This is a genomic window from Egbenema bharatensis FJBBOT/2019 (assembly GCF_048077055.1).
GTDB lineage: Bacteria > Cyanobacteriota > Cyanobacteriia > Elainellales > Elainellaceae > Egbenema > Egbenema bharatensis.
Map to the genome: position 1 here is coordinate 5,868,271 of NZ_CP182236.1, position 21,064 is coordinate 5,889,334.

A 21,064-nucleotide genomic window follows, 5' to 3' on the forward strand; every position below is an offset into this window, starting at 1 on the left:
ATTGGATGGTGCTGACTATTTTTGTAGCTCAACGCTGCACTTTGAAACCCTTGTCCAGAAATTCATCTAGCCGATCTTTATCTGTACTATTCTTCGCGCTCTACCAATTAATTGACAGCAACCCAGTTGAATTCTACGATGGGCAAATCATCAAAATTTGCAACAAGTATTAATTGGCAGGGCAAATGACATTCTCAGACACCGTTTCCCAGTACCGCCAAAAACAAGAGAAGCACCTGAAGCAGTTTGTCACCTATAGCCTTGCAGGTTCGCTGGTGTTGCACGGGGTAGGATTAGCCCTCCGGGTGAAGAATCCCTGGGCACTGGAGTCAGTGCCTCCTGAGGAAATTGTGATTATTGTCTCGGAAGATATTCCGCCCGAAGAATTGCCGGAAGTTCCTCCAGAGGAGATTCCTTCTGAACCGACTGAGTCCACCTTTGCCGCTGCTCCATCTGAAGTCCAGCCCGATCCCGCCACGATCGTTGAGGCTCCTCCCGCTCCGATTGAGCCGATCGTTGAGGAAGAATTTCTGGAAGAGGAACCCGAACCGGAGCCGTTGCCTCTGGTGGAAGATGAGTTTTCTGATAACGTGACTGAAGAACCACTGGCAGAACCAACAGAGGAACCGATCGCGGAACCGGAAGTCACCGAAACGCCAACGGAAAGACGGGATTTAAGTAACCTATTGGAAGAACTTCGCCGCAACCGGGAACGCACCAGACAAACGGCAACTTCTGATAATACTGAAAGTACGGGAACGGCGGAAACTGCCCCTGAAACGGCTGCGGCAGCTCCCAGCACACCGGGTTCCTTACCTGGTTCGGGGGGAGAGGGCAATGAACCGACTGGGGATACTGGACGAGGAAATCGCTCCCGTGAAGTCAGTTGTGAAGGCTGCAACTTTGACTATCCAGAACAAGCTAGAGGGGCAGAGGGAACAGCCCAGGTGATTGTTGAAACGGATGATCAGGGACGGGTAGTTTCGGTGACACTATCTCGATCGAGCGGTAATCCAGAACTCGATCGGGCGGCTATTGAGCAAGCGCGGGAACGGGTACGCCTGGAGGGAGCTGGAGCTGGAGAAAGTTATCCGATTGACATTGATTTTGTTCAACCGGGATCAAGGGCAGCCGATCGCGCCAGGGAACGCGGCGATCGGCGCAGTATTACGATTTCGGAACCCGATCCGGAACCCACGATCGTTGATGTTCCGACTCCTGAAACACCCATTGACGCGAATGATCCTCAACTTGAAATAGAACCGTCTGATTCCCCAGAGCCAACTCCGACTCCGACATCTGCTCCTGCGGCTTCTCCCGATTTGCTGGACTTACTCAATCGATCGCAGCCCGATCCCGATGGGCAAGAGTTGCCCCAAACCGCACCGCTTGAAGAGGAAGCCCCCTTACCGCCATCTGAGCCAGAACCAGAGTTTGTGCCAGAACCAGAGTTTGTGCCGGAATCAACCGTAATCCCGGAACCAGAGAATGTTCCTGATCCAGGTTTTAATACCGTGCCGGAATTTGTTCCAGAACCAATACCAGAAGGAATTCAGGAGTAGGTCGGGTTGCACGGGGTTCAGTGGCAAGGGGTTGGGAGAGTCAGAAGTCAGGATTAGAGAGACAGAATCAGGGAATCAGAGCCAGGAACGTGAATCATGGGTTCAGGTTTAACCTCTGCCAAAGATCCGCTTTATGGGGTTGGAGGCGATTTGTCCTAACCCTCTGGATTGGCTGCGTTGAGCCGCTTGAACCGGATCTGAATCGGTCAGGATTTGGACAGCCCGATCGCGCAGTTTGGAATTTTGATCCTGATTGGTCGAAACGAGGGTTGCTCCCTGATCGGCTGGATGCGTTTGGGCATTCGCTAAAGCTGACTGATAGGCTTGATTTAAATTTGGTAGGCTCGCTGCGATCGCCGGGAGTTCGACAATCCGCGCCTCCAGGTTTTGACCAATGGCATGGAGTTGGGTTTGAAGTCCCTGGGGCAAGGATTCATCTTGTTGGGCAAGGGCAGTTACGAAAGCGGTAAGGATGTTTTCTTGTTGTGTGTTTAAAGGAGCCATGATGTAAAAGGGATTCAATCCAGATAAAACAACTGAGATCAAACAACTGACAAAATAGAACAGTCTGCTTCTTTGATAGTAAAAAACTTCATTGACTTTGAGTTTACAGGGAACATAAATCCAACTTTTGGCATACTCAGCCTGCGAAAGCTTGAGGCAAGATCCGCATGCGGTTTTTCCAGTCCAGGTGAGAACCTCTATCTAGAGAATGTTTTAGCCAATGAACCGGATGCAGTAAGAATAGAATGCTCAATAAATTGCGTGGAGATGTATTCTATGAAACTGAATTATTTTATGAAACGGCTTTCGACGGTTGGACGCTGGGTAGCCACAACGCTGTTTTGTTTGTCAGCGATCGGTTTAATTTGGCAGGGTGGTTTTTTCTCGGATTCAGCCGCAATCGCTATGCCGACTGCAAATCTGATTGCATCTGCGGATGCAGGCGATCGGGTTCAGGATGCAGCGGACGAGGTGGCTGGACGTTCCAAGGATTTTATCCGCGATACGGCAAATCAGGTTGAGAGAACGGCAAACCGAAATGCAGCTAAAGTCGATCAAGCGGATGATGACAATAGCTTCATTGAACGTAAAGCGATGAGAGATAGAAATCGCATTGAACAACGTGCAGAAGAAGACGCGGCTCGAACTCAGGAGGCTGTGGATAAATCCAAGAATGTTGTAGAACGCACGGTTGATAACATCAGAGACGTTTTTAGTGACTAAAAAGTGACTGCATTGAGATTCCCCTAGCCCCGCTTAAAAAAGGGAACTGCGCCGAAACAGTGAAGTTCCCCTTTTGCAAGGGGGGTGGGGGATTGGGTGATGCCCACACTGCGCGAACGATCGCAGGTGTTGTCATACATGCAATTCATTTACGATATGTAGTCTTAGCCGTGAACAAAGAAACGATTATCAATGCTGCTCGCTTGAACGTTTTTCAGAACCGCAAATAAATCATCTGTTGCAGTCAGCTTGAGAAACGTATCATTGCCCACTTGAGAGATACTCAGATCAGCAACCGTCATCTCTCTGCCTAAATCAATCCGATCGCTCTCATCAAATGTGTGGATAGTTGCGATTCCTTCACCCGGACTGAGTTTGAACAAATCGCTGCCGCTGCCCGTATAAATAGAGTCCATTCCAGTAGAGAAGATCGTATTATTGCCTTCGCCAGCATAGATGACATTTACCCCCGTTCCTCCTGCCAGGGTATCATCGCCTGAGCCAGCATAGATCAGGTCATCGCCCGTTCCCGCTTCCACAATATTGTTTCCCTCACCCACATAAAAAATGCCGGCCGTTGAGTCGATCGCCCGGATCCTATCATCACCAGCGCCAGTCGTAATGGTAAAAGGTTTGCCCCTGAAGGCAATATCGATTGTATTGTTTCCTTCTCCCGCATGGATTTCTAGGTTGGCACTCCCTCCAAATAAATTAATCTGATCATCTCCGCTGCCCGCTGTGATGCGATAGTCTCCCACGGCAAGGGAGCCAGTGAGGGTATTGTTTCCTTCCCCCAGATGAATCGAGTTCTGAGTTCCCTGAAATCGCCCCGTGATATAGGCTTCCAGGCGATCGTCCCCTTCGCCCGTCTGAAGATCGACACCATTCCCGGAAGCTCGAATGGTATTATTTCCCCCGGCAGTATGAACGGTACTGTAAACGCCTGAGACATGAATTTGATCATCCCCTCTGCCCGTGTACACTTCATTGATATCGGCGGCAGCATGAATGGTGTTATTCCCCCCGCTAGTATAGATGATGAGCGGCCCAGATGCTCGATGGGGCCCGTAATATCAATGGTGTCATTACCATCGCCAGTAAAAATTTTGGCATCGGACAGAACTAATGTTCCTGTGATCTGGTTATCTCCACCCAAATCGTAGATTGTATAGCGTCCGTTTGCACCGCCAATGGTCACGTGATCATCCCAGCGTCCGGTATAAACGATCGCATTCGCTGAATCTAAATGAACTGAATGTTTGCTGGTGAGCACGTAGATCAGATAATCGCCAAAGCCAACCGAGATGCGATCGCTTTTGCTGTCTGCAATGATGATGTCTGGATTCATACTGTTAAAGGGATTTAAAATCCTATCTCCGTCAAAAGAGTTGTATTTGAAATCTGAGGAGAATAACCGTTGAAATTCGTAGTTTTATCCTAGGATTTATACTAGCAGTGCTCCATTTTTTTGCATTAAAAAGCTAGCAACCTTATCATTAAGATTGACAAAATTCTTGCTCTTTATATTCACATTTATTTTCATATTACGGATAACTTACCTCATCGCTCCGGGATGCAATTTAAACGGAACGTCAGGACTTTCATACAAGGGGATGTATCCCACTAACGCTCACTCGAGCTGTCGAAACGCTGCTACCTGCGCTACGGAAAGCAATTTGCATCAATGGGATGCTCCCCATACGAGGCATTTGTAGCGATACAAGCCTACTCTAAAGTAAAAACATCCGCCAGCACGCCCGTTTGATCGATCAACCGCTCAGCAGCAGGAGAGTCATACACCACCAGTAGTGTGTCCGTTCGGTTCATGACGGGCAAAGGGGTGATTCCCTCGGCGCGATCGGTTCTATCTCCGTGGGGAATGTCAAATATGGGTTTCAGGTGTTTCCCTGGAACAGTCAAACTGTTGTCTTCCAGATCAAAGGGATCCTTCAGGCTGTAGAGCGTGATTGTTCCATCTAAGTCCATGGTGGGCCCCGCCAAAATCAGTAGCTCCTCATTCCACCGACGCAGATCTCGAATCCCAAACCCTTCCAGATCGAGAAAATGTTTCTTGAAGGGCTGACCATTACTGCCGATCGGCTTCAAAGTGAGTTGCCCCGGAGCCACTTCTTCCACCTCTATTTCCAGCATGACCGCAATCCCACGCAACACTGGCTCACGCAACCCGATCAACAACCGCCCATCCTGAACCGCTAATCCCTCAATGTCAAACCCATTGTCCTTACCCGGCATCGCAGGGTGGTTGACAGACACTTCCGCTAAAAAAGGCGCAAAATATTCATCGGTTTTCAGGGCAGACATGAGCACATTGCCATCTTTATTCTTTTCTAAATAGGCTGCCGTCAAATCGTTGTAAGACTGGTGCAGTTCCTTGTCCGCTAGGGGCACACGAGCCAGAAAGTAGCGATTTGGCTCAACCTTAACGGTGGTCAACCGCTCAACTTTATCTGGTTTAATCTTTTTACGCTTTGTGCTGTGAGAGCCAATGATCCAGAGATAGCTGCCATCGTAGGCCATCCCTTCAACATCCACTTCTCCATCGGCATCATCAAAATCATCAAACAAATCCGCAAACTGAAAACACTCATGCTGACCAAAGGTGCAGGCATCCAATTGAACCAGCCGTTCGATCGAATTTTCTTCATCAGAACCCAACCACAAACAGTCTTCGGCAAACACGACAGCCGATAGATCATGGTGTAGCGTCTCATGATCGAACTGTAGGAAAACCCGGTTGAGAAGATAGCCCGATGTCATTGTTTAAGTTACCTTTTTGTCAATAAATTTAATTAGGGTTTGCAGCAATAAATAAGGGATTCGATCGTTTAGGAGCGTGGATTAAATCACCTGCAACGTTTTTCTTTGCTGACTGGGCAGGCAAGATGCCCACCCCACAAGAATTTCAGATTATTAAATTTGCATTCCTTAGCTGGGGCGATGTTTTTCATAATTTTGCTGGGAGATTAACCAGCCAGATAAATCCACTTTCCTGAGCAGATCAGTCAGATTTTCGGACAAATGGAGTAGTTTTTAATCTGCCTGGGGAAGTAAAACAGACTTCAGAATCCCAAAGTTGTGGCAAAGAACCGCAGACAAAGCTTTAAAATTTTTTAAGGAAAGCACATAGGACGGTGGTATGGATATTAAGCACGGATTTGTTGGCACAGTGGGCAACACCCCATTGATTCGGTTGAACAGCTTCAGCGATGAGACGGGCTGCGAGATTTTGGGTAAAGCAGAATTTTTGAACCCTGGGGGTTCCGTCAAAGATCGGGCCGCCCTATACATCATCAAAGATGCGGAGGACAAGGGTTTGCTGAAGCCAGGAGGTACGGTGGTAGAAGGCACCGCAGGCAACACCGGAATTGGATTAGCTCACATTTGCAACGCCAAGGGCTATAAATGCCTGATCATCATCCCGGAAACCCAATCCCAGGAAAAGATGGATATGCTGCGTACCCTGGGGGCAGAAGTACGTCCCGTTCCCGCCGTGCCATACCGCGATCCCAATAATTACGTCAAACTGTCCGGCAAAATTGCCTCAGAGATGGAAAATGCCATTTGGGCAAACCAGTTTGATAATCTGGCGAACCGACAAGCCCACTACGAAACCACTGGCCCCGAAATCTGGGAGCAAACCGATGGCAAAATTGATGCCTGGGTAGCGGCTACTGGAACCGGCGGAACCTATGCCGGAGTATCCATGTTCCTGAAGGAGAAAAACCCGAATGTGCAGTGCGTTCTGGCCGATCCAATGGGCAGTGCCCTATACAACTATTTCAAAACGGGGGAACTGAAATCAGAAGGGAGTTCCATCACTGAAGGCATTGGCACCAGCCGCATCACGTCCAACCTGGAGGGTGCGCCCGTGGATGACTCGATTCGGATTGACGACGACGAAGTCCTGCGAGTGGTCTATCAACTTCTGGAGAAAGATGGGCTGTTCATGGGTGGCTCAGTCGGCATCAATGTGGGAGCGGCCGTCGCCCTGGCCAAACAAATGGGCCCGGCGATACGATCGTCACAGTCCTCTGCGATGGCGGCGGACGCTACCAGTCGCGGTTATACAATAAAGAATGGTTGGCTGAAAAGGGATTGGTGGTTAATTAGGGAGTAGGGAGTAGGGAGTAGGGAGGGGGATAGGCAGCGCCCACCATCCAGGCATAAGAGGGAAGTGAGCAGGATTCACCCGTTGAGAGTGATCAGTCAGAGCAAGGAGCATCCCAATTTACACAAATTGATTGCTGTAGCGCAGGCATCTTGCCTGCCAGTCAGACATCTATCGTGCAAATGCAAGATTGGGATAGATCCGAGAAAGCAATGGGAACGATCGGGTTGGAAAACGTGGAGCAAGTTCAAACGATTCTAATTTGTCAGCACAAGGCTTGTCGAAAAGCGGGTGCAGCAGCAGTTTTAGCTGCCTTTGAGGTGGCTCTACGTCAGGTAGATTTACCCAAACCGATCGCCCTTCGTCCAGTACGCTGCCTGGGTCGATGCGGCAATGGGCCAATGGTGCTGATCCTGCCAGAGCAGGTTTGGTACGATCACGTCCATCCCGACGAAGTCCCGAATTTGATCGATCGTCTGTAAGGGCGCACAGCAGTACACCCCTAATCGCTCTTGCCCTAGTAGACCTACCCCTCCTCTGACTCCTGACTCCTGACTCCTGACTCCTGACTCCTCCCTCCTCCCTCCAAAAATCTTCCCCCAATCATTTACCCAAGTCCAATATGGTGATACGTTCCTTTTGGGGGTGGATCGTCAACATTACTGTCGGTCTCGCTGATTGCAGTCACCTACACATTCAGGAAAAAATTCAGTCATGACAACTGCCACATCAATCTTCCCGATCGAACTTGGTTCCTACAAGAAAATTACGCTTGATCCCTCCAATCCAACGCTGACGGATCAGCAACGAGCGGACTTGAAAGCCAATATTCAGCTTTGCCGAGATGCGATCGTCTTCTTTACTGCCACTGGAGCCGCCAGAGGCGTTGGGGGGCATACCGGCGGCCCGTTCGATACGGTGCCGGAAGTAATGATCTTAGATGCCCTTTTCCGGGGGAATCCCGATCAGTTCGTGCCCATCTTCTTTGATGAAGCCGGACACCGGGTTGCCACCCAGTACTTAATGGCGACTCTGGAAGGTGCGCTTCCAGCCGACCAACTGATGAACTATCGGATGGCTGGCTCCACGTTACCCGGACACCCCGAACTGAAGCTGACTCCAGGGGTGAAGTTTAGCTCTGGACGGTTGGGTCATATGTGGCCCTATGTCAACGGTGTAGCAATGGCGAATCCGGGTAAGGTGGCGTTTTGTCTGGGATCCGATGGTTCGCAGCAGGAAGGGAACGATGCGGAAGCGGCTCGCCTGGCCGTAGCGCAACACCTGAACGTGAAACTGCTAATTGATGACAATGATGTGACGATCGCCGGACATCCCTCCCAATACCTACCGGGCTTCAGTGTGCGGCAAACCCTGGAAGGACACGGCTTGAAGGTGTTGGAAGGGGATGGAGAGGATCTGGATGGCTTGTATGCGCGGATTTGCGAGGCGATCAACACCCCTGGCCCCGTTGCGGTGATCAACAAGCGGCCCATGTGTCCTGGAATTGAGGGACTGGAAGGCTCAAATCACGGTCATGATGTGATTTCTGTCGATCTGGCCCTGAAGTACCTGGGTGACAAGGGCCACACGGCAGCGGTGGAATACCTCAAGGGCATTCAAAAACCCAAGAATGACTACTCCTTCATGGGAGCAGGGGACAAGTGGGGCTCCAACCGTAATGTCTTTGGTGAAGCGGTGGTGAAAATCCTCGACGGCATGAGTGAAGCCGATCGCAAAGCCAAGGTGATGGTGATTGACAGCGACCTGGAAGGCTCCTGCGGACTGAAGAAAATCCACGATGCCCACCCAGAAATCTTTATCCCCTCCGGCATTATGGAGCGGGGCAACCTGTCAGCAGCAGCAGGTTTTGGTATGGAGGCAGGCAAACAGGGGATTTTTGCTACCTTTGCAGCATTTTTGGAAATGTGCATTTCCGAAATTACGATGGCGCGGCTGAACTACTCCAATCTGCTCTGCCACTTCTCCCACTCCGGCATTGACGACATGGCGGATAATACCTGCCACTTTGGGCTGAATAACTTCTTTGCAGATAACGGTCTGGATGATGGCTACGACACGAAGCTGTACTTCCCGGCGGATGCGGCTCAAATGACGGCCGTGGTAAACGCAGTCTTCAACGATCCAGGCTTGCGCTTCATCTTCTCCACCCGCTCCAAAACGCCGAATGTTCTCACGGCAGACGGTCAGGACTTCTTTGGAGGCGATTACAAATTTGTCCCTGGTAAGGATGAAGTGATTCGGGAAGGCACTGCGGGGTACATCGTCAGCTTTGGGGATGCCCTGTATCGCGCTTTGGATGCGGTGGAACGCCTGAAGCAAGAAGGAATTGATGTCGGTTTGATCAACAAGCCAACGCTGAATGTGGTGGATGAAGAAACGATCGCCAAGGTGGGTTCTTCTCCCTTTGTTCTGGTGGTAGAAGCCTTTAACCGCAAAACGGGTCTGGGCAGCCGCTATGGTTCCTGGCTGTTGGAACGTGGCTTTGCTCCCAAGTATGCTTTCCTGGGAACCCACGAAGAAGGCTGTGGTGGACTCTGGGAACAGTTCCCCCATCAAGGCATTGACCCAGTGGGGATTATGAGCAAGGTGAAGGAGTTGGTAGGTTAGGACTGAGGACTGAGGACTGAGGAGTGTGGCAAAGCCCGTGGGACTGAGATGAGGAAAGTAGGAAGCTTGTTAATTCTGTCTTCGGACTTCCGCCTTCTATCTTCCCTCTTACAGGCATCTTGCCCGCCCAGTCAATCAACGTTGTGCAACTTGGGTTTCATGCTTCAACCCAACATCTTGAGAAAATTCAAGATGACAATCTTCGACTCCAAGCTATAGGAGTTTCAGACTGAGGACTGAAGGTACGCTTTCGGTCTTCAGTCTTTTTAAACCCAACCCGATCGCCCCATAGAACCAATGAACATCACCGATCGCACCACTCACAACCAGGGGCATTTTTGCTCTGTAGAGGCATATACGTTTCATTACTATGCCGTAGGGCGATCGACTGCGCCACCGATCGTGTTTTTGCATGGGTTTATGGGGGATGGGCGGGAGTTTGATACAGTAATCGATCGGCTTTCAATGGATTATTACTGTCTGGCAGTGGATCTACCGGGACATGGCAAAACGCGATCGTGCCCCGAATTACAGGACAATACAATGCCTGACTTAGCGGTGGGAATCATTCAGTTTTTGCAGGCTTTGAACCTCCAGTCCTGTTCCCTGGTGGGGTATTCGATGGGTGGGCGACTGGCGTTGTATTTAGCCCTGCATTTTCCTGCCTATTTTTCTAAAGTTGTTCTGGAATCTGCCTCTCCAGGATTGAAAACCGTTGCCGAAAGAGCCGATCGCCTTCGCAAAGATCAGCAGTTGGCGCAAACGTTGAGAACTTTAGAGGTAGAGGGTTTTCCTGACTTTTTGACCAACTGGTATCAACAGCCCATTTTCGCAGACATCCAACAGCATCCAGCCTATGGAAAAATGCTAGAACGTCGTCTGCAAAACGATCCACGGGATCTGGCTCAAGCATTGGACGGTCTGAGTCCGGGTCGTCAACCGGCTCTCTGGGAACAACTTTCCCACAATGCCCTGCCCATGCTACTGCTGGTTGGTGCGCTGGATCAAAAGTTTGTGCGGATCAATCGAGCAATGGCGGAGCAAAGTCCTGCGCTGACCCTGCAAATCATCGATCGCTGTGGTCATACCCTGCACCTGGAGCAGCCCCAATTGTTTACCCAAAGGATTATAGATTTCCTGGCGATCGACTAAAATTTAATCGCCTGCTCCTTGCCCTTCCTTGAGTTCTATTATGACCCTCAAACTGATTCTGCCCACCGAGTTTTCCGCCGAACTCAAACCCCAACTGCCGACGGATGTGGATGTGGTTTGGGCCGATACAGAGGGTAACTTTGAGGGAGATCCCCAGGATGCTGAGGTGTACTTTAACTGGTATTACTTAAAGCAATCGACCTTACAAAAAGTGTTGACAGCAGCTCCTGATTTACGATGGCATCAAACGCCCAGTGCTGGGGTAAATCATATCCTGACACCGGATTATCTGAAGCGAAAGATAGTTCTGACCAACGGAGCCGGAACGTTCACAGTTCCGATCGCAGAATTTGTCATGGCATATATCCTCACCCATACCAAATGCTTACCTCAGCTTTACACTCTGCAAACCCAACGCCACTGGCAGCGCAGTATTGACTTTCCCTTTCAGGAAATCGACGGTGCTTCTATGTTGATCATCGGCGCGGGCAATATCGGTCAGGCGATCGCTCAACGGGCCAATGCTTTTGGCATGCGGGTATGGGGCAGTCGTCGGCATCCTCAGTCGATGTCAGGTTTTGAAAAAGTGGTGGGGGGTGATGAATGGCGATCGCTCTTGCCGGAAGCAGATTATGTGGTGCTGGCAACTCCCCTTACGCCGGAAACTCGCGGTTTGTTTGATGAATCGGCTCTGCGATCGATGCGGTCTACGGCTTACTTAATCAACATTGCCAGGGGAGCAGTAGTGGATGAATCGGCTCTGCTGCAAGCCCTTCAAAACGGCTGGATTGCCGGGGCTGGATTAGATACCTTTGAAACAGAACCCCTTCCCGCCGACAGTCCGTTCTGGACATTACCCAATGTGTTCATCACCCCCCACTGCTCCGGCATGACTCCCCGAATTACGGAACGGACGATCGCCCTATTTCTGGATAATCTCGATCGCTACCGATCGGGACAACCGCTGTGGAATGTAGTCAATCAGACGTTGGGGTATTAGAGAATTGAACGTTGAGGCAGGCAGAAGGCAGGTGGAAATGCCGATCTACCTTTGTGAACCTGTATCTCTATCCCATCTGGGTCACTACCACTTCTGCGGACAGTCGCCCCGTTTGTGCTCCACCATTCATGTAACCGTAGTATTCATCGCTGAGGTGTTCTCCCGCAAAAACGAGATTCCCAACGTGTACGTCCTGGCGTTCCTCTGGGTCATCTGACTCAATGTACAAATACTCGCCAAATTCCAGGTACTGTCCTGGCTTGAAGCTGGTGTATCCTCCTTGAATATAGCGATCGCCGGCCCAGTGCGTTTGGTAAAATTGTCCCGTTGCCGCTGTCTTCACTCCAGGAATGATACCATCCAGACGACTCACGAAGGTCTGACCGTGCGCGTTGGCATTTCGCTGGACTTGCTGCACCTCCTGTCCTCCTAAAAAGAAGGTAAGGGATGCTTCTGTTTTCTCCGGTTGACGCTGAGTTTCTTCCCACAATCCGGAATACCCCAAGTCTGTCCAGGCTTCTCCCACAAATCCTTTCTCTTGATGCCAGATGCGCTGATTGAATCCAGCAAACAGCTTTTCGTTGGTTCCCAGGCTGACTTCATTGATGAAGCGTCTTAACGGGTCTGGTAAATCTACTTGCAAATCCACATGACGCAGGGCCATGAACGGCAGAGCCAAGATGACATAATCGGCTTCCACCACTAACCCCGTCCCAAAGGTGAGGCGGAATCCATCGCCTTGAGTTTGCAATCGGGTCAGGGGAAGATTGGCTCGAATTTGTCCGGGTAGGGCGGCACTCAGGGCTGCAATCAGTTGTTCACTCCCTCCCTTAATAAAGTAAGTTTCATCACTACCGATCGGTGACACCGCATCTCCATCCAGTAGTTGTACACTGTAGAGCAGTTGCAGGGCCGAAGAATCTTCAGCCTCAACGCCATATTCAGTGCGAATTGCGTTTTCTGCCAGGGTACGGGCGATCGGATCTAAAATTTTATCCTGGTGTTGGTCGAGATAGTCTGCAACTGAAAGTTCATCAAAGACAGGAGCATAGGTGTCAAAGTCCTCATCTAGCAAGGTGGCATCAATCAAAAGCTGATCAGCGAGGGGACGTAATACATCTACCAGTGCCTCTTCTGACAGAACTCTACCATTGAAATAGTATGCTGTTTCGGGAAAGTCTGCGCGTGCTGCATCTTCCACGCGATCGAATAGTTCTAACCCGAACTCCTCCACTAATGCCAGAATATCATCGTGATCTGTGTTGACAAAGCTACCACCCAAATCATTGATTAACTGATCACCAACAATTGCCCGTGATTGTATTCGTCCTCCAACATAGGATTTTGCTTCATAAACGGTCGCAGTAATGCCTAGTTTTTTCAGTTGATAGGCGGCATTTAACCCAGCAATTCCGGCTCCGACGATCGCTACTTTGGGTTGGTTTCGGCTCCAGGCTTTTTCGAGGCGAGGAAATTCTGCAATAGTCGTGGTGGCGATGGTGGAGGCAGTTGCAAGGGCAGAGTATCTCAGAAATTTTCGACGGGAGCAGTTCGGTACACTTTGGGCTTCATTCCTTTGCTCATAAGATATCGTGTGCGTTGCCATCCGCGGCGAGACTGCTTTTTGTAGTAAGCGAGCAAACTGCCGAAGTAATGGTGAACGTGCCATGATGGGTTCTCCTGTTATGAATTGAAAGTACGCTGTTAGTGAGCTAAAGGTCGATCGGTTTGGTGAATATTTCTGAGGATCGCTGAACAAACTTGTATCTTTGTTGAATGGGTAAAGAATGATAATTCCCATAGAAATTGCTGAATTTCCAGAAAGTTTTGGCAGCTTGCCAGAGGTGAGTGCGAAGATCCAGGGAACTGAGATTTTCAGTATTGAGTTTGGTGGTGATGAATAGCATGATCGGAGTCAGAGTGAGGAATAGGGAATGGGAAGTTGATTTTTAGTGGGGTGTGAGGAGTTGTCCTTTGAGGACAGTGACGGCTTGACCACTCAGGTAAACTCGACCGCAGCCGTCGTACTGGACCTTTAGCACACCACCTCGTGGGGAAGCTTGGTAGGCAAGAAATGCGTCTTTTTTCAGCCGATCGCGCCAGTAGGGAGCTAGCTGACAGTGGGCAGCACCGGTGACTGGATCTTCGGGAATACCGAGTCCGGGGGCGAAGAAGCGGGAAATAAAATCAAACTCTGAGTCAGGATTGGCTATGCTAGTGACGATCGTGTTAGCTACGGGCAGTTGGGACATCAGATGAAAGTCAGGCTGAATTTGGCGCACGATGTCCTCAGATTTGACTTCAATCAAGTAGCCTAAGGAATTTTGTCGGGTGGCTTGAATAGAGACGATCGAAAGTCCTAAGGCTTTACTCAAAACCAGGGGAATTGTGGTGGGTTCAGAATATCCTGCCGGAAAATTTAGCTCAATCCATTCACCGTACTTTTGGGCAATGAGCAATCCACTTTTAGTGTGAAATCGGGCGAGCTCATCGGATGACAAGTATCCTTCAGACCACAGCGCATGGGCACTGGCAAGGGTCGCATGACCACACAGAGGCACCTCAACGGTAGGTGTGAACCAGCGCAGATTAAAGCCATCCCCTTGAGGAACCAGGAAGGCTGTTTCTGATAGATTCATTTCGTAAGCGACATTTTGCATCCATTCAGTGGAAGATGTCTCGGATAAAATGCAGACGGCTGCGGGATTGCCTGAAAAGGATGTAGAAGTAAAGGCATCAATTTGGAGAATTGGTCGTTCCATGATCAGTTTCCTGGTGATGTGAATGGTGTTGTGTAGGTTTAGATCTTGTTGGTAAGGCAGAGTTCCTACTGATGATTTTCCTATCGTCTTTCCTCTAACCAAATAAGAACTTCTTCGGGGGAATTCAGTATCACTTTTTTGTCGCTAATAGGGTCATAAATTTGCCATTCTCTTTTTCCATTTCGTTTGACGATTTCTTCAATAATTGGTTCATTCATTGGAGCAAACCATTGACTAATTGAATGAATCAAACGGCTCCAGAATGGTTTTAGTCTGGATTTTGAATCATGGGTCTGGGTAAAGGCGATCGGTGTGAGAGGACGGTATGGTTTTTCGTTTGGCTTCATGAGTTCGTACAGCTTATAGTTAGGTGGCATATTGTCTCCAAAGGCATAAAAATATGGGGTAAACCCTAAAATAGGTTTACGATTACATTTCACAGAAAGCATCAAGAACAGCCGATGAAAACGGGTTGATGACTGCAAAAAATTGAATTCAATCCCTGCCATACGATCGACTATCAATTTGCATCACATCTACGGCGATCGCTGAAAGCAGGAATAAATTGTTTACAGTCTTAAGCTTATGGGAAGGCATCAGCAATTGTCGTTACCCTAAACCTCACCTTTGTTCACCTCCTGGTTCACCCTTTCGCAGATATCGCGTCTTTAAAGCTGCCTCAATGGTTAACCATGCGTTTTTTTCGCTGAACTTGCATCGGTTGGAAGCCAAGATACAATCTGAAAATGGGCGATCGCTTGGATTATAATTTCCAGTCTGGGTTTCCGGAAAGAGGGGTACTCGCCCCGGTATTTAAAGATTGGAAACGAGTAGCGCGACCACGAACGGTGGGTACTGACAGTGGAGGACTGGACGGCGTAACCCAGACAAGACCTCTAGGGGAACAAGCTAATGGAAATTCGCTTTACAAAATGTGATGGCAAGGTGGACTGGATGGAATGTGTGCGTCAGGACGGCAGCACAACTCGTTGCCCCATGCCTAAGCAAGGTATCTTACCCCATGACCTGATTCATTATGTGGTGGAATCGTCGCTAGAACTGCGGCACGGTTTCTATGGACTGATCGCTGCTGGCGTAGGATTTCCCAAGGCAGTTCCACCTTGGAATGCGGATGAATTTGAAATTGACGATCTGACAGAAGCACTTCAGGCAGAATCGTTGGTGGAATGCTTTCAAGCAGAGCTTTGGGATGGATATCAAGAAGAGAACGCTCAAGTAAACAGAACGTTTTTTGCCGTGCTGGATATTATTTGTCAGCAGCGCAACGTTGCTAGACCCGCTCAAGTAACGGATGCAGCTTTGCAAAAGGTGCGACTAGATCTGAAACAATATACTAAAATGTGGAGCGCTTTACCCACTGGGCGATCGCTCCACGTTCATGCTACCTGGCTAGGGACAATCTTTCTACATGAATCATTCATTAGAGCCTGATTTTTTCAACCAGATAGCGGGTGAACTGAACACCCCGACGATCGACAACCTCGGTATCGTAAAGCTGAAAGCCAAACTTCTTGAACAAGCCCAGACTGAATTCACTGGCTTCGGCATAAAGGCGCGGCATTTGCCGTTGAGCTGCATCATTGAGCAAAACCTGCATTAGGGCAGAGCCGATACCCCGGCGAGTGCGATCACCCCTCACATAGGCCGAACTAACGTGACCATTTTGTTCGATTCCAGCGAATCCAACAATTCCGGTTTCATCCTCTGCCACATAGGTTGTTGCATCTAAAATGAATCGCTCAAATGCGTCTGTTTCAGTTGCAAACGAAGCCCAGGCTTGGGTTTGTTCAGGAGTATAGCTTTGGGGCGCGTGTTCCAAAACAGTTTGGTAAAACAGCGTTGCTAACTCTGCTAGATCGGATTCATGAGCCAGTCGAATATGCATCGCAAAACATCCTTTAGGTGAGATTAAGTGAGAATACATATCTTTAGATTAGCTGGCAGTCAAGTAACAGGACTTACGCACACTTGCCCTCTAAATCCTTCAATAATGTTAGTCTTTCTAGTTTTTTCCAGTTTTTGAGTCCAGGCTTTCAAAAGTAGGGACTTTGTTTCCGCTTCACCACATTATTTCGATCGCTAAAAATCAATTTCCTTGTATTAGTTGTAAGGTGGGCACTGCCCACCCTACTTATTAGAATGCCCTAGGTCAGTGCGTAAGGGGTTTTGATACCTTCGACGGTGGTGAAATTAACCTGGGCAAAATCAGATTCATCAAGCAATTGCGGACGAATCTTCTCAATCATTCCTAGTTTTTGTTGTCCCAGGTAAATGCCAACATTCCGTTTTTCTTTCCGAATGCTGAGATCTCCAAAGGACAAACCTTCAACTAGTCCAATCCGATCGACCCCATCCTTGTAGTCCTTAATCACATCCACACCTTTGGTCTTGTCCAGTACAAAAACATCGCTGCCTGCACCGCCAATGTGAACATCATTGCCGCGTCCGCCCCAGGTGATGTCGTTGCCACGTCCGCCTTGCATCGTGTCATTTCCTAGCCCTCCACACAGCACATCGTCCCCACCCTTGCCGGAGAGATCATCATGACCACCACGACCATCAATGATGCCGTTTCGGTTGTTACCAACGATCGTGTTAGCCTGTCGAGTTCCGGTGGTCGTTGTCGTTCTGGGGACAAACTGGAAATTAGACGAATTAAGGTTGAGACCATTTGTACCGTTGAACACGGCAATCAGGTCATCCTGAGCATCGACCCTACCATTTGCGTTGGTATCCAAAAACAGTGCCTGACCCGAAAGGTTGGTGTTATTGATACGGGTAATCGGCGTATTTCCTAGAACATAGTCGGAGCGTGAACCTGCCAGTTCGATCGTGTCTCGATCGCCCGTCAGTGGATCGTTATTTTGCCTAAAGTTGTTAATGATAGCAAAACTCTGATCCTGTGCAGCATTTCCGCTGTTCCCGTTGTAGAGAACTCGTCCTTGCTCATGGAGGACAAAGGTATTAGAACCGCCGTTTCCAGAGAGCGTATCGATCTGGTTCTCACTGGTTAACGCACCTTGAATGCGATCGTTTCCTAATCCGCCAGAAATACTATCATTGCCGTCACCACCGTTCAGCGTGTCATTCCCTTCACCACCAAAGAGCGTGTCATTTCCCAATCCGCCATTAAGCAAATCGTTTCCGGCACCACCATCAAGGTTATCATTGCCCGCTTCACCCAACACCGTATCGTTGCCCGCTCCAGCCAGAACCTTGTCATTCCCCGCTCCAGCCCGGAAGTTGTCATTTCCGCCCAGCAATCGGGCAAAATCGCTGCCGTCGGTGCCGCGCAGATTGTCGTTTCCTTCAGTCCCCAGGATGACTCGACCGACTCTGGAAACATCATTTGCCGCATTGCGGTTCAGGAAAACCAGACGAGAATCATCAGCAGTAATTGAGTTATTTTGCGCTACAAATGCAATTAGTTCATCGGCACCATCAAATCTGCCATTGCGGTTAGTATCAACGGCAATACTGGTTCCTGTGGCGATATTCCCTTGCACTCTCGTATTTGGTGCAAACACATAATCTTCACGGGCACCATGAAACTGAATTTGATCATTCAGCGCGAAGCGATTAATGGTCGCAAAATCATCCGTGCCCAGTCCAACATAGAAGTTTGTTTGGGCATTGCCAAGGACAAAGACATCCTGACCGCCACCACCAGAGAGAGTATCACGCTCTCCCAAACCGGCTCCATTTTCTGGATCAACGCCGATGAGAACCATACTGCTATCTGGGGAAAATCTGAGGCTTGTCCCTTGCAGCGAGTCATTCCCGCGACCGCCCACTAAAGTATCTACACCCTGTATACCTGCGGTGAGGGTATCATTTCCATCTCCGCCTAACAGTAAGTTACTGCCTCGTGTCGCTTCCAAGGTATCATTTCCGGCTCCGCCCTCTAAAACTGAGCCATCACCACCCCGGATATTGTCATCACCGTTATCTCCCCGCAGAATATCACTACCGCTAAAGCTATTGATGATGTCATTGCCATCACCTCCTAAAGCAATGTCGTTTCCTGATCCGGTGATAAGGGAATCATTACCAGAGCCACCATTCAGAGAATCATCCCCTGAACCGCCGCTCAACGTATCGTTTCCGGCACCGCCAATCAGGGTGTCATCCCCAAGACCTGCAACACCGAAAGCACCCGATGGGCCACCGGATAAGGAATCATTTCCATCTCCGCCATTAATCAAATCATTCAGGTTGCCCCCTTCCAGGGTGTCATTACCGCCGTTACCAAAAAGCTCAAAGTTTTCATCCGATGCACCGGGGCTATCCGCTGCACGAAACGGTCTAAACAGATCGTTTTGGTTGCCAAATTCAATTCTTCTTACCATGAGTTGAAAGCTCCTGTAATATTTGTTGGTTCTGGATTTAGGGAGTTTGTCGCAGTTGCAGGTGAACCGATCGCCCGATTGAGGAGTTCGGCACAGCCATGCAACTGAAACTCGACAATATTCGTCATTAACTGAGCGAATGTTGAGATGAATTAGCACTCAACGCACGAATTATTTGGGGAAATCGTTTTCTAAAGCCTGCCGTGACATTGCATTACTCCTGTGCGTAAGCTGAATACCATACTGGGTAAGGAACCTTACACAGCGAAAGTGGGAACGCTCATGCCTCGGAACCGAGTCGTATCGATGCCCGTAAAGTCTTGAGCCGAGAGAGTATCAGCTTGCACCCCTTGCAAAACCGCTAGCTGTTCGCGTCCTGTCCGAATTACTGCCCCTTGGCGACCTTGCTCGATGGTCAAGTCATCGAAGGTGAGCCGACCCAGAAGCCCGATGGAATCTGTGCCGCTGACGAAGTCTTTGATCAGATCCGTTCCCGTGCCAGCCGCCAACACAAAGGTATCTCGACCTGCCCCCCCGACCAGCGTGTCAGAGGCTTTGCCACCAAACAGGATATCGTCGCCTGTGCCGCCATAGAGTGTATCCTGACCATTACCACCGAGTAGAATGTCATCGCCACCCATGCCATAGAGCTTATCGTTGCCGCCTTTACCGTTGAGGATGCCATCGGCACTCTGACCGCGCAACGTTTGGTTTCGATTGTTGCCCTGAATCACGGGCGTGTTCTGACTGAGGGACGCACTGGGCAGATCCAGAATGGGGATATAGTCAACGCTGAACGTCACCTCGGCTCGCTTACCGTCACTGGTATCCTGACCTCGCACTGTGACTTGATTTCCATCTTGAGTGACATTAACGCCTGCGCCACCAAACCGACCCGTCAAAACGTTGTAGTTTAAGACGATATCGCGCTGTCCCCTCAACTCGTTGATGTCGGCGTGATCATCGCGGTTAAAGAGATCGCCTTTGTCAAAGAGTTGAATCGTGATCGGAATGTTGTCTTTGTTGAGATCAACCGACCGCTTAATTGTCAGATTTGGCTCAACCACATTTCTATCCCGGAAGACTTGGCTTTGCTGGGTTTGTCCATCAATCGTGACTTTGGTGTAGAAGTCTGCTTGTCCGGACTCCAGAAAATCAGTCTCGAAATTGTCGATCGCTCGAATTTCATGGAAATTGACCGCCAATTCTGCACCCTTGAGCGGAGTACCAAGCAAACCCAACTCGTAGTTTTTAGGTAAGCCATCACTGCTTTCTACTTTGGCAATGTATGACCCTGGTCTAAGCCGCTCAAGCCTGGCTTGATTACCATTAGAATTGAGTTCATCCCCTGCTGCATTCAGCAAACTTACTTTGGTTCCTGAAGTTGCATTGGCACTAACCAGGGTAAAGCGATCGACCTCAAACTTAAAGGCATCCACATCATTACTGGAAAGAGTTCCTGCATAGTTCCGACCATTGTTGGTCATCTTTCCTGGAACTATTGTTGGGTTGTTGGTGCCCCCAAAGTCACCACCCGGTCCTTCTGTTGCAGGGCCAACGGCTGTTACTCTTGCTTCTAAGGCGTAATCGACTTGTGGAGATGCAGGATTACCTGCAATTTGATTCGTTCTAGCAACCCGAATACCATACTTTCCGGCTTGCAGTCCAGGAATTTCAATGGATGTTGTACCGGGAACCGCTGCACCGCTAATTTCCTTAAAATCAATGATCTCACCGGGATCGCCGAAACGACTGTTATTAGAATTACGAATTAATTCTAATGTGGTTGCGTTTCCGGTCAATCTCAATTCAACGGTGCTAGTTTCACTCAGATCAAAGGTGAGAAAATCATTGCGGTCATCAACGCTAGAAACACTATCATTGAATCTGACAAATTGCCTCGGTACGTCATTCAGCGCCTGGGTTGGTGTGAGGTTTGTTGCCGTAAGAAAGTCGTTATTGTTATCTCGTGCCATTGTGGTTTCTCCTTTGGATTGGTAGGTGTAGTAGGGATCAATCAAGGGATGAATCGCTTACAGTTACTACCGTATGCCAGGAAATAGTCACTGTCGTTACCCCAAACCTCACCTTTGTTCACCTCTTGGTTCACCCTTTCGCAGGTGAGGCTTACCCAAAAAACTGGCTCAAATCTTAAAACAATCCCAGTATTGATCGCTCCAAGCCAGCCCTTTTGAGTACCATAAAGCTATTGGCTTGCGATTGTTTTCCAGCTC

16 protein-coding genes and 1 pseudogene are annotated in these 21,064 nt (G+C 49.3%); 8 read left to right on the forward strand and 9 right to left on the reverse strand.

Annotation, left to right across the window (positions count from 1 at the left end; translation table 11 throughout):
* Positions 1-185: 185 nt before the first annotated feature.
* Entirely contained in the window at positions 186-1,562 is a 1,377-nt protein-coding gene (locus ACM1PF_RS27460) for an energy transducer TonB (protein WP_416669242.1), read from the forward strand.
* Positions 1,563-1,670: 108 nt separating this feature from the next.
* Here ACM1PF_RS27460 and ACM1PF_RS27465 read toward each other — a convergent pair whose 3' ends face one another.
* Complete coding sequence (locus ACM1PF_RS27465) at positions 1,671-2,066, reverse strand: hypothetical protein (protein WP_416669244.1); 396 nt, start codon at positions 2,064-2,066, stop codon at positions 1,671-1,673.
* Between the two features lie 276 nt (positions 2,067-2,342).
* Between ACM1PF_RS27465 and ACM1PF_RS27470 the strand changes: the two genes are divergently transcribed.
* On the forward strand, positions 2,343-2,789 hold the full coding sequence (locus tag ACM1PF_RS27470) for a hypothetical protein (protein WP_416669246.1): 447 nt from the start codon (positions 2,343-2,345) through the stop codon (positions 2,787-2,789).
* 164 nt (positions 2,790-2,953) lie between these two features.
* Here ACM1PF_RS27470 and ACM1PF_RS27475 read toward each other — a convergent pair whose 3' ends face one another.
* On the reverse strand, positions 2,954-3,829 hold the full coding sequence (locus ACM1PF_RS27475; RefSeq protein ID WP_416676816.1) for a calcium-binding protein: 876 nt from the start codon (positions 3,827-3,829) through the stop codon (positions 2,954-2,956).
* 685 nt (positions 3,830-4,514) lie between these two features.
* A complete protein-coding gene (locus ACM1PF_RS27480) occupies positions 4,515-5,567 on the reverse strand; it encodes a DUF3616 domain-containing protein (RefSeq protein WP_416669248.1) in 1,053 nt (350 codons plus the stop codon).
* Positions 5,568-5,946: 379 nt separating this feature from the next.
* On the opposite strand from ACM1PF_RS27480, the pseudogene ACM1PF_RS27485 reads away from it, so the two are divergent.
* The 5 genes and pseudogenes from ACM1PF_RS27485 to ACM1PF_RS27505 all read left to right on the forward strand — a co-directional run bounded on the left by ACM1PF_RS27485 (position 5,947) and on the right by ACM1PF_RS27505 (position 11,698).
* A pseudogene (locus ACM1PF_RS27485) lies at positions 5,947-6,920 on the forward strand (cysteine synthase A).
* A 180-nt stretch (positions 6,921-7,100) separates the two neighbouring features.
* Complete coding sequence (locus tag ACM1PF_RS27490) at positions 7,101-7,400, forward strand: (2Fe-2S) ferredoxin domain-containing protein (protein WP_416676818.1); 300 nt, start codon at positions 7,101-7,103, stop codon at positions 7,398-7,400.
* 232 nt (positions 7,401-7,632) lie between these two features.
* The gene (locus ACM1PF_RS27495; RefSeq protein WP_416669250.1) at positions 7,633-9,546 is read left to right on the forward strand and encodes a transketolase C-terminal domain-containing protein; all 1,914 of its coding nucleotides are present in this window, start codon (positions 7,633-7,635) and stop codon (positions 9,544-9,546) included.
* 297 nt (positions 9,547-9,843) lie between these two features.
* Positions 9,844-10,698, forward strand: coding sequence for a 2-succinyl-6-hydroxy-2,4-cyclohexadiene-1-carboxylate synthase (gene menH, locus ACM1PF_RS27500; RefSeq protein WP_416669251.1), 855 nt, complete (start codon positions 9,844-9,846; stop codon positions 10,696-10,698).
* A gap of 40 nt (positions 10,699-10,738) precedes the next feature.
* Complete coding sequence (locus ACM1PF_RS27505) at positions 10,739-11,698, forward strand: D-2-hydroxyacid dehydrogenase (protein ID WP_416669253.1); 960 nt, start codon at positions 10,739-10,741, stop codon at positions 11,696-11,698.
* Between the two features lie 67 nt (positions 11,699-11,765).
* On the opposite strand, the gene ACM1PF_RS27510 is transcribed toward ACM1PF_RS27505, so the two are convergent.
* The 3 genes from ACM1PF_RS27510 to ACM1PF_RS27520 all read right to left on the reverse strand — a co-directional run bounded on the left by ACM1PF_RS27510 (position 11,766) and on the right by ACM1PF_RS27520 (position 14,969).
* Complete coding sequence (locus tag ACM1PF_RS27510; protein ID WP_416669255.1) at positions 11,766-13,367, reverse strand: flavin monoamine oxidase family protein; 1,602 nt, start codon at positions 13,365-13,367, stop codon at positions 11,766-11,768.
* 280 nt (positions 13,368-13,647) lie between these two features.
* Positions 13,648-14,460, reverse strand: coding sequence for a PhzF family phenazine biosynthesis protein (locus ACM1PF_RS27515; protein ID WP_416669257.1), 813 nt, complete (start codon positions 14,458-14,460; stop codon positions 13,648-13,650).
* An 80-nt stretch (positions 14,461-14,540) separates the two neighbouring features.
* The gene (locus ACM1PF_RS27520; RefSeq protein WP_416669259.1) at positions 14,541-14,969 is read right to left on the reverse strand and encodes a hypothetical protein; all 429 of its coding nucleotides are present in this window, start codon (positions 14,967-14,969) and stop codon (positions 14,541-14,543) included.
* A 403-nt stretch (positions 14,970-15,372) separates the two neighbouring features.
* Here ACM1PF_RS27520 and ACM1PF_RS27525 point away from each other — a divergent pair, with 403 nt between their 5' ends.
* On the forward strand, positions 15,373-15,912 hold the full coding sequence (locus ACM1PF_RS27525) for a hypothetical protein (protein ID WP_416669261.1): 540 nt from the start codon (positions 15,373-15,375) through the stop codon (positions 15,910-15,912).
* Here ACM1PF_RS27525 and ACM1PF_RS27530 read toward each other — a convergent pair.
* The 3 genes from ACM1PF_RS27530 to ACM1PF_RS27540 form a co-directional block, all read right to left on the reverse strand.
* Positions 15,902-16,366 (reverse strand): GNAT family N-acetyltransferase, encoded by a 465-nt coding sequence (locus tag ACM1PF_RS27530; protein ID WP_416669263.1) that lies wholly within the window; start codon positions 16,364-16,366, stop codon positions 15,902-15,904. The genes ACM1PF_RS27525 and ACM1PF_RS27530 overlap by 11 nt on opposite strands.
* A 259-nt stretch (positions 16,367-16,625) precedes the next feature.
* Positions 16,626-18,830 (reverse strand): calcium-binding protein, encoded by a 2,205-nt coding sequence (locus tag ACM1PF_RS27535; protein WP_416669265.1) that lies wholly within the window; start codon positions 18,828-18,830, stop codon positions 16,626-16,628.
* Between the two features lie 257 nt (positions 18,831-19,087).
* On the reverse strand, positions 19,088-20,806 hold the full coding sequence (locus ACM1PF_RS27540; RefSeq protein WP_416669267.1) for a calcium-binding protein: 1,719 nt from the start codon (positions 20,804-20,806) through the stop codon (positions 19,088-19,090).
* Positions 20,807-21,064: the final 258 nt, after the last annotated feature.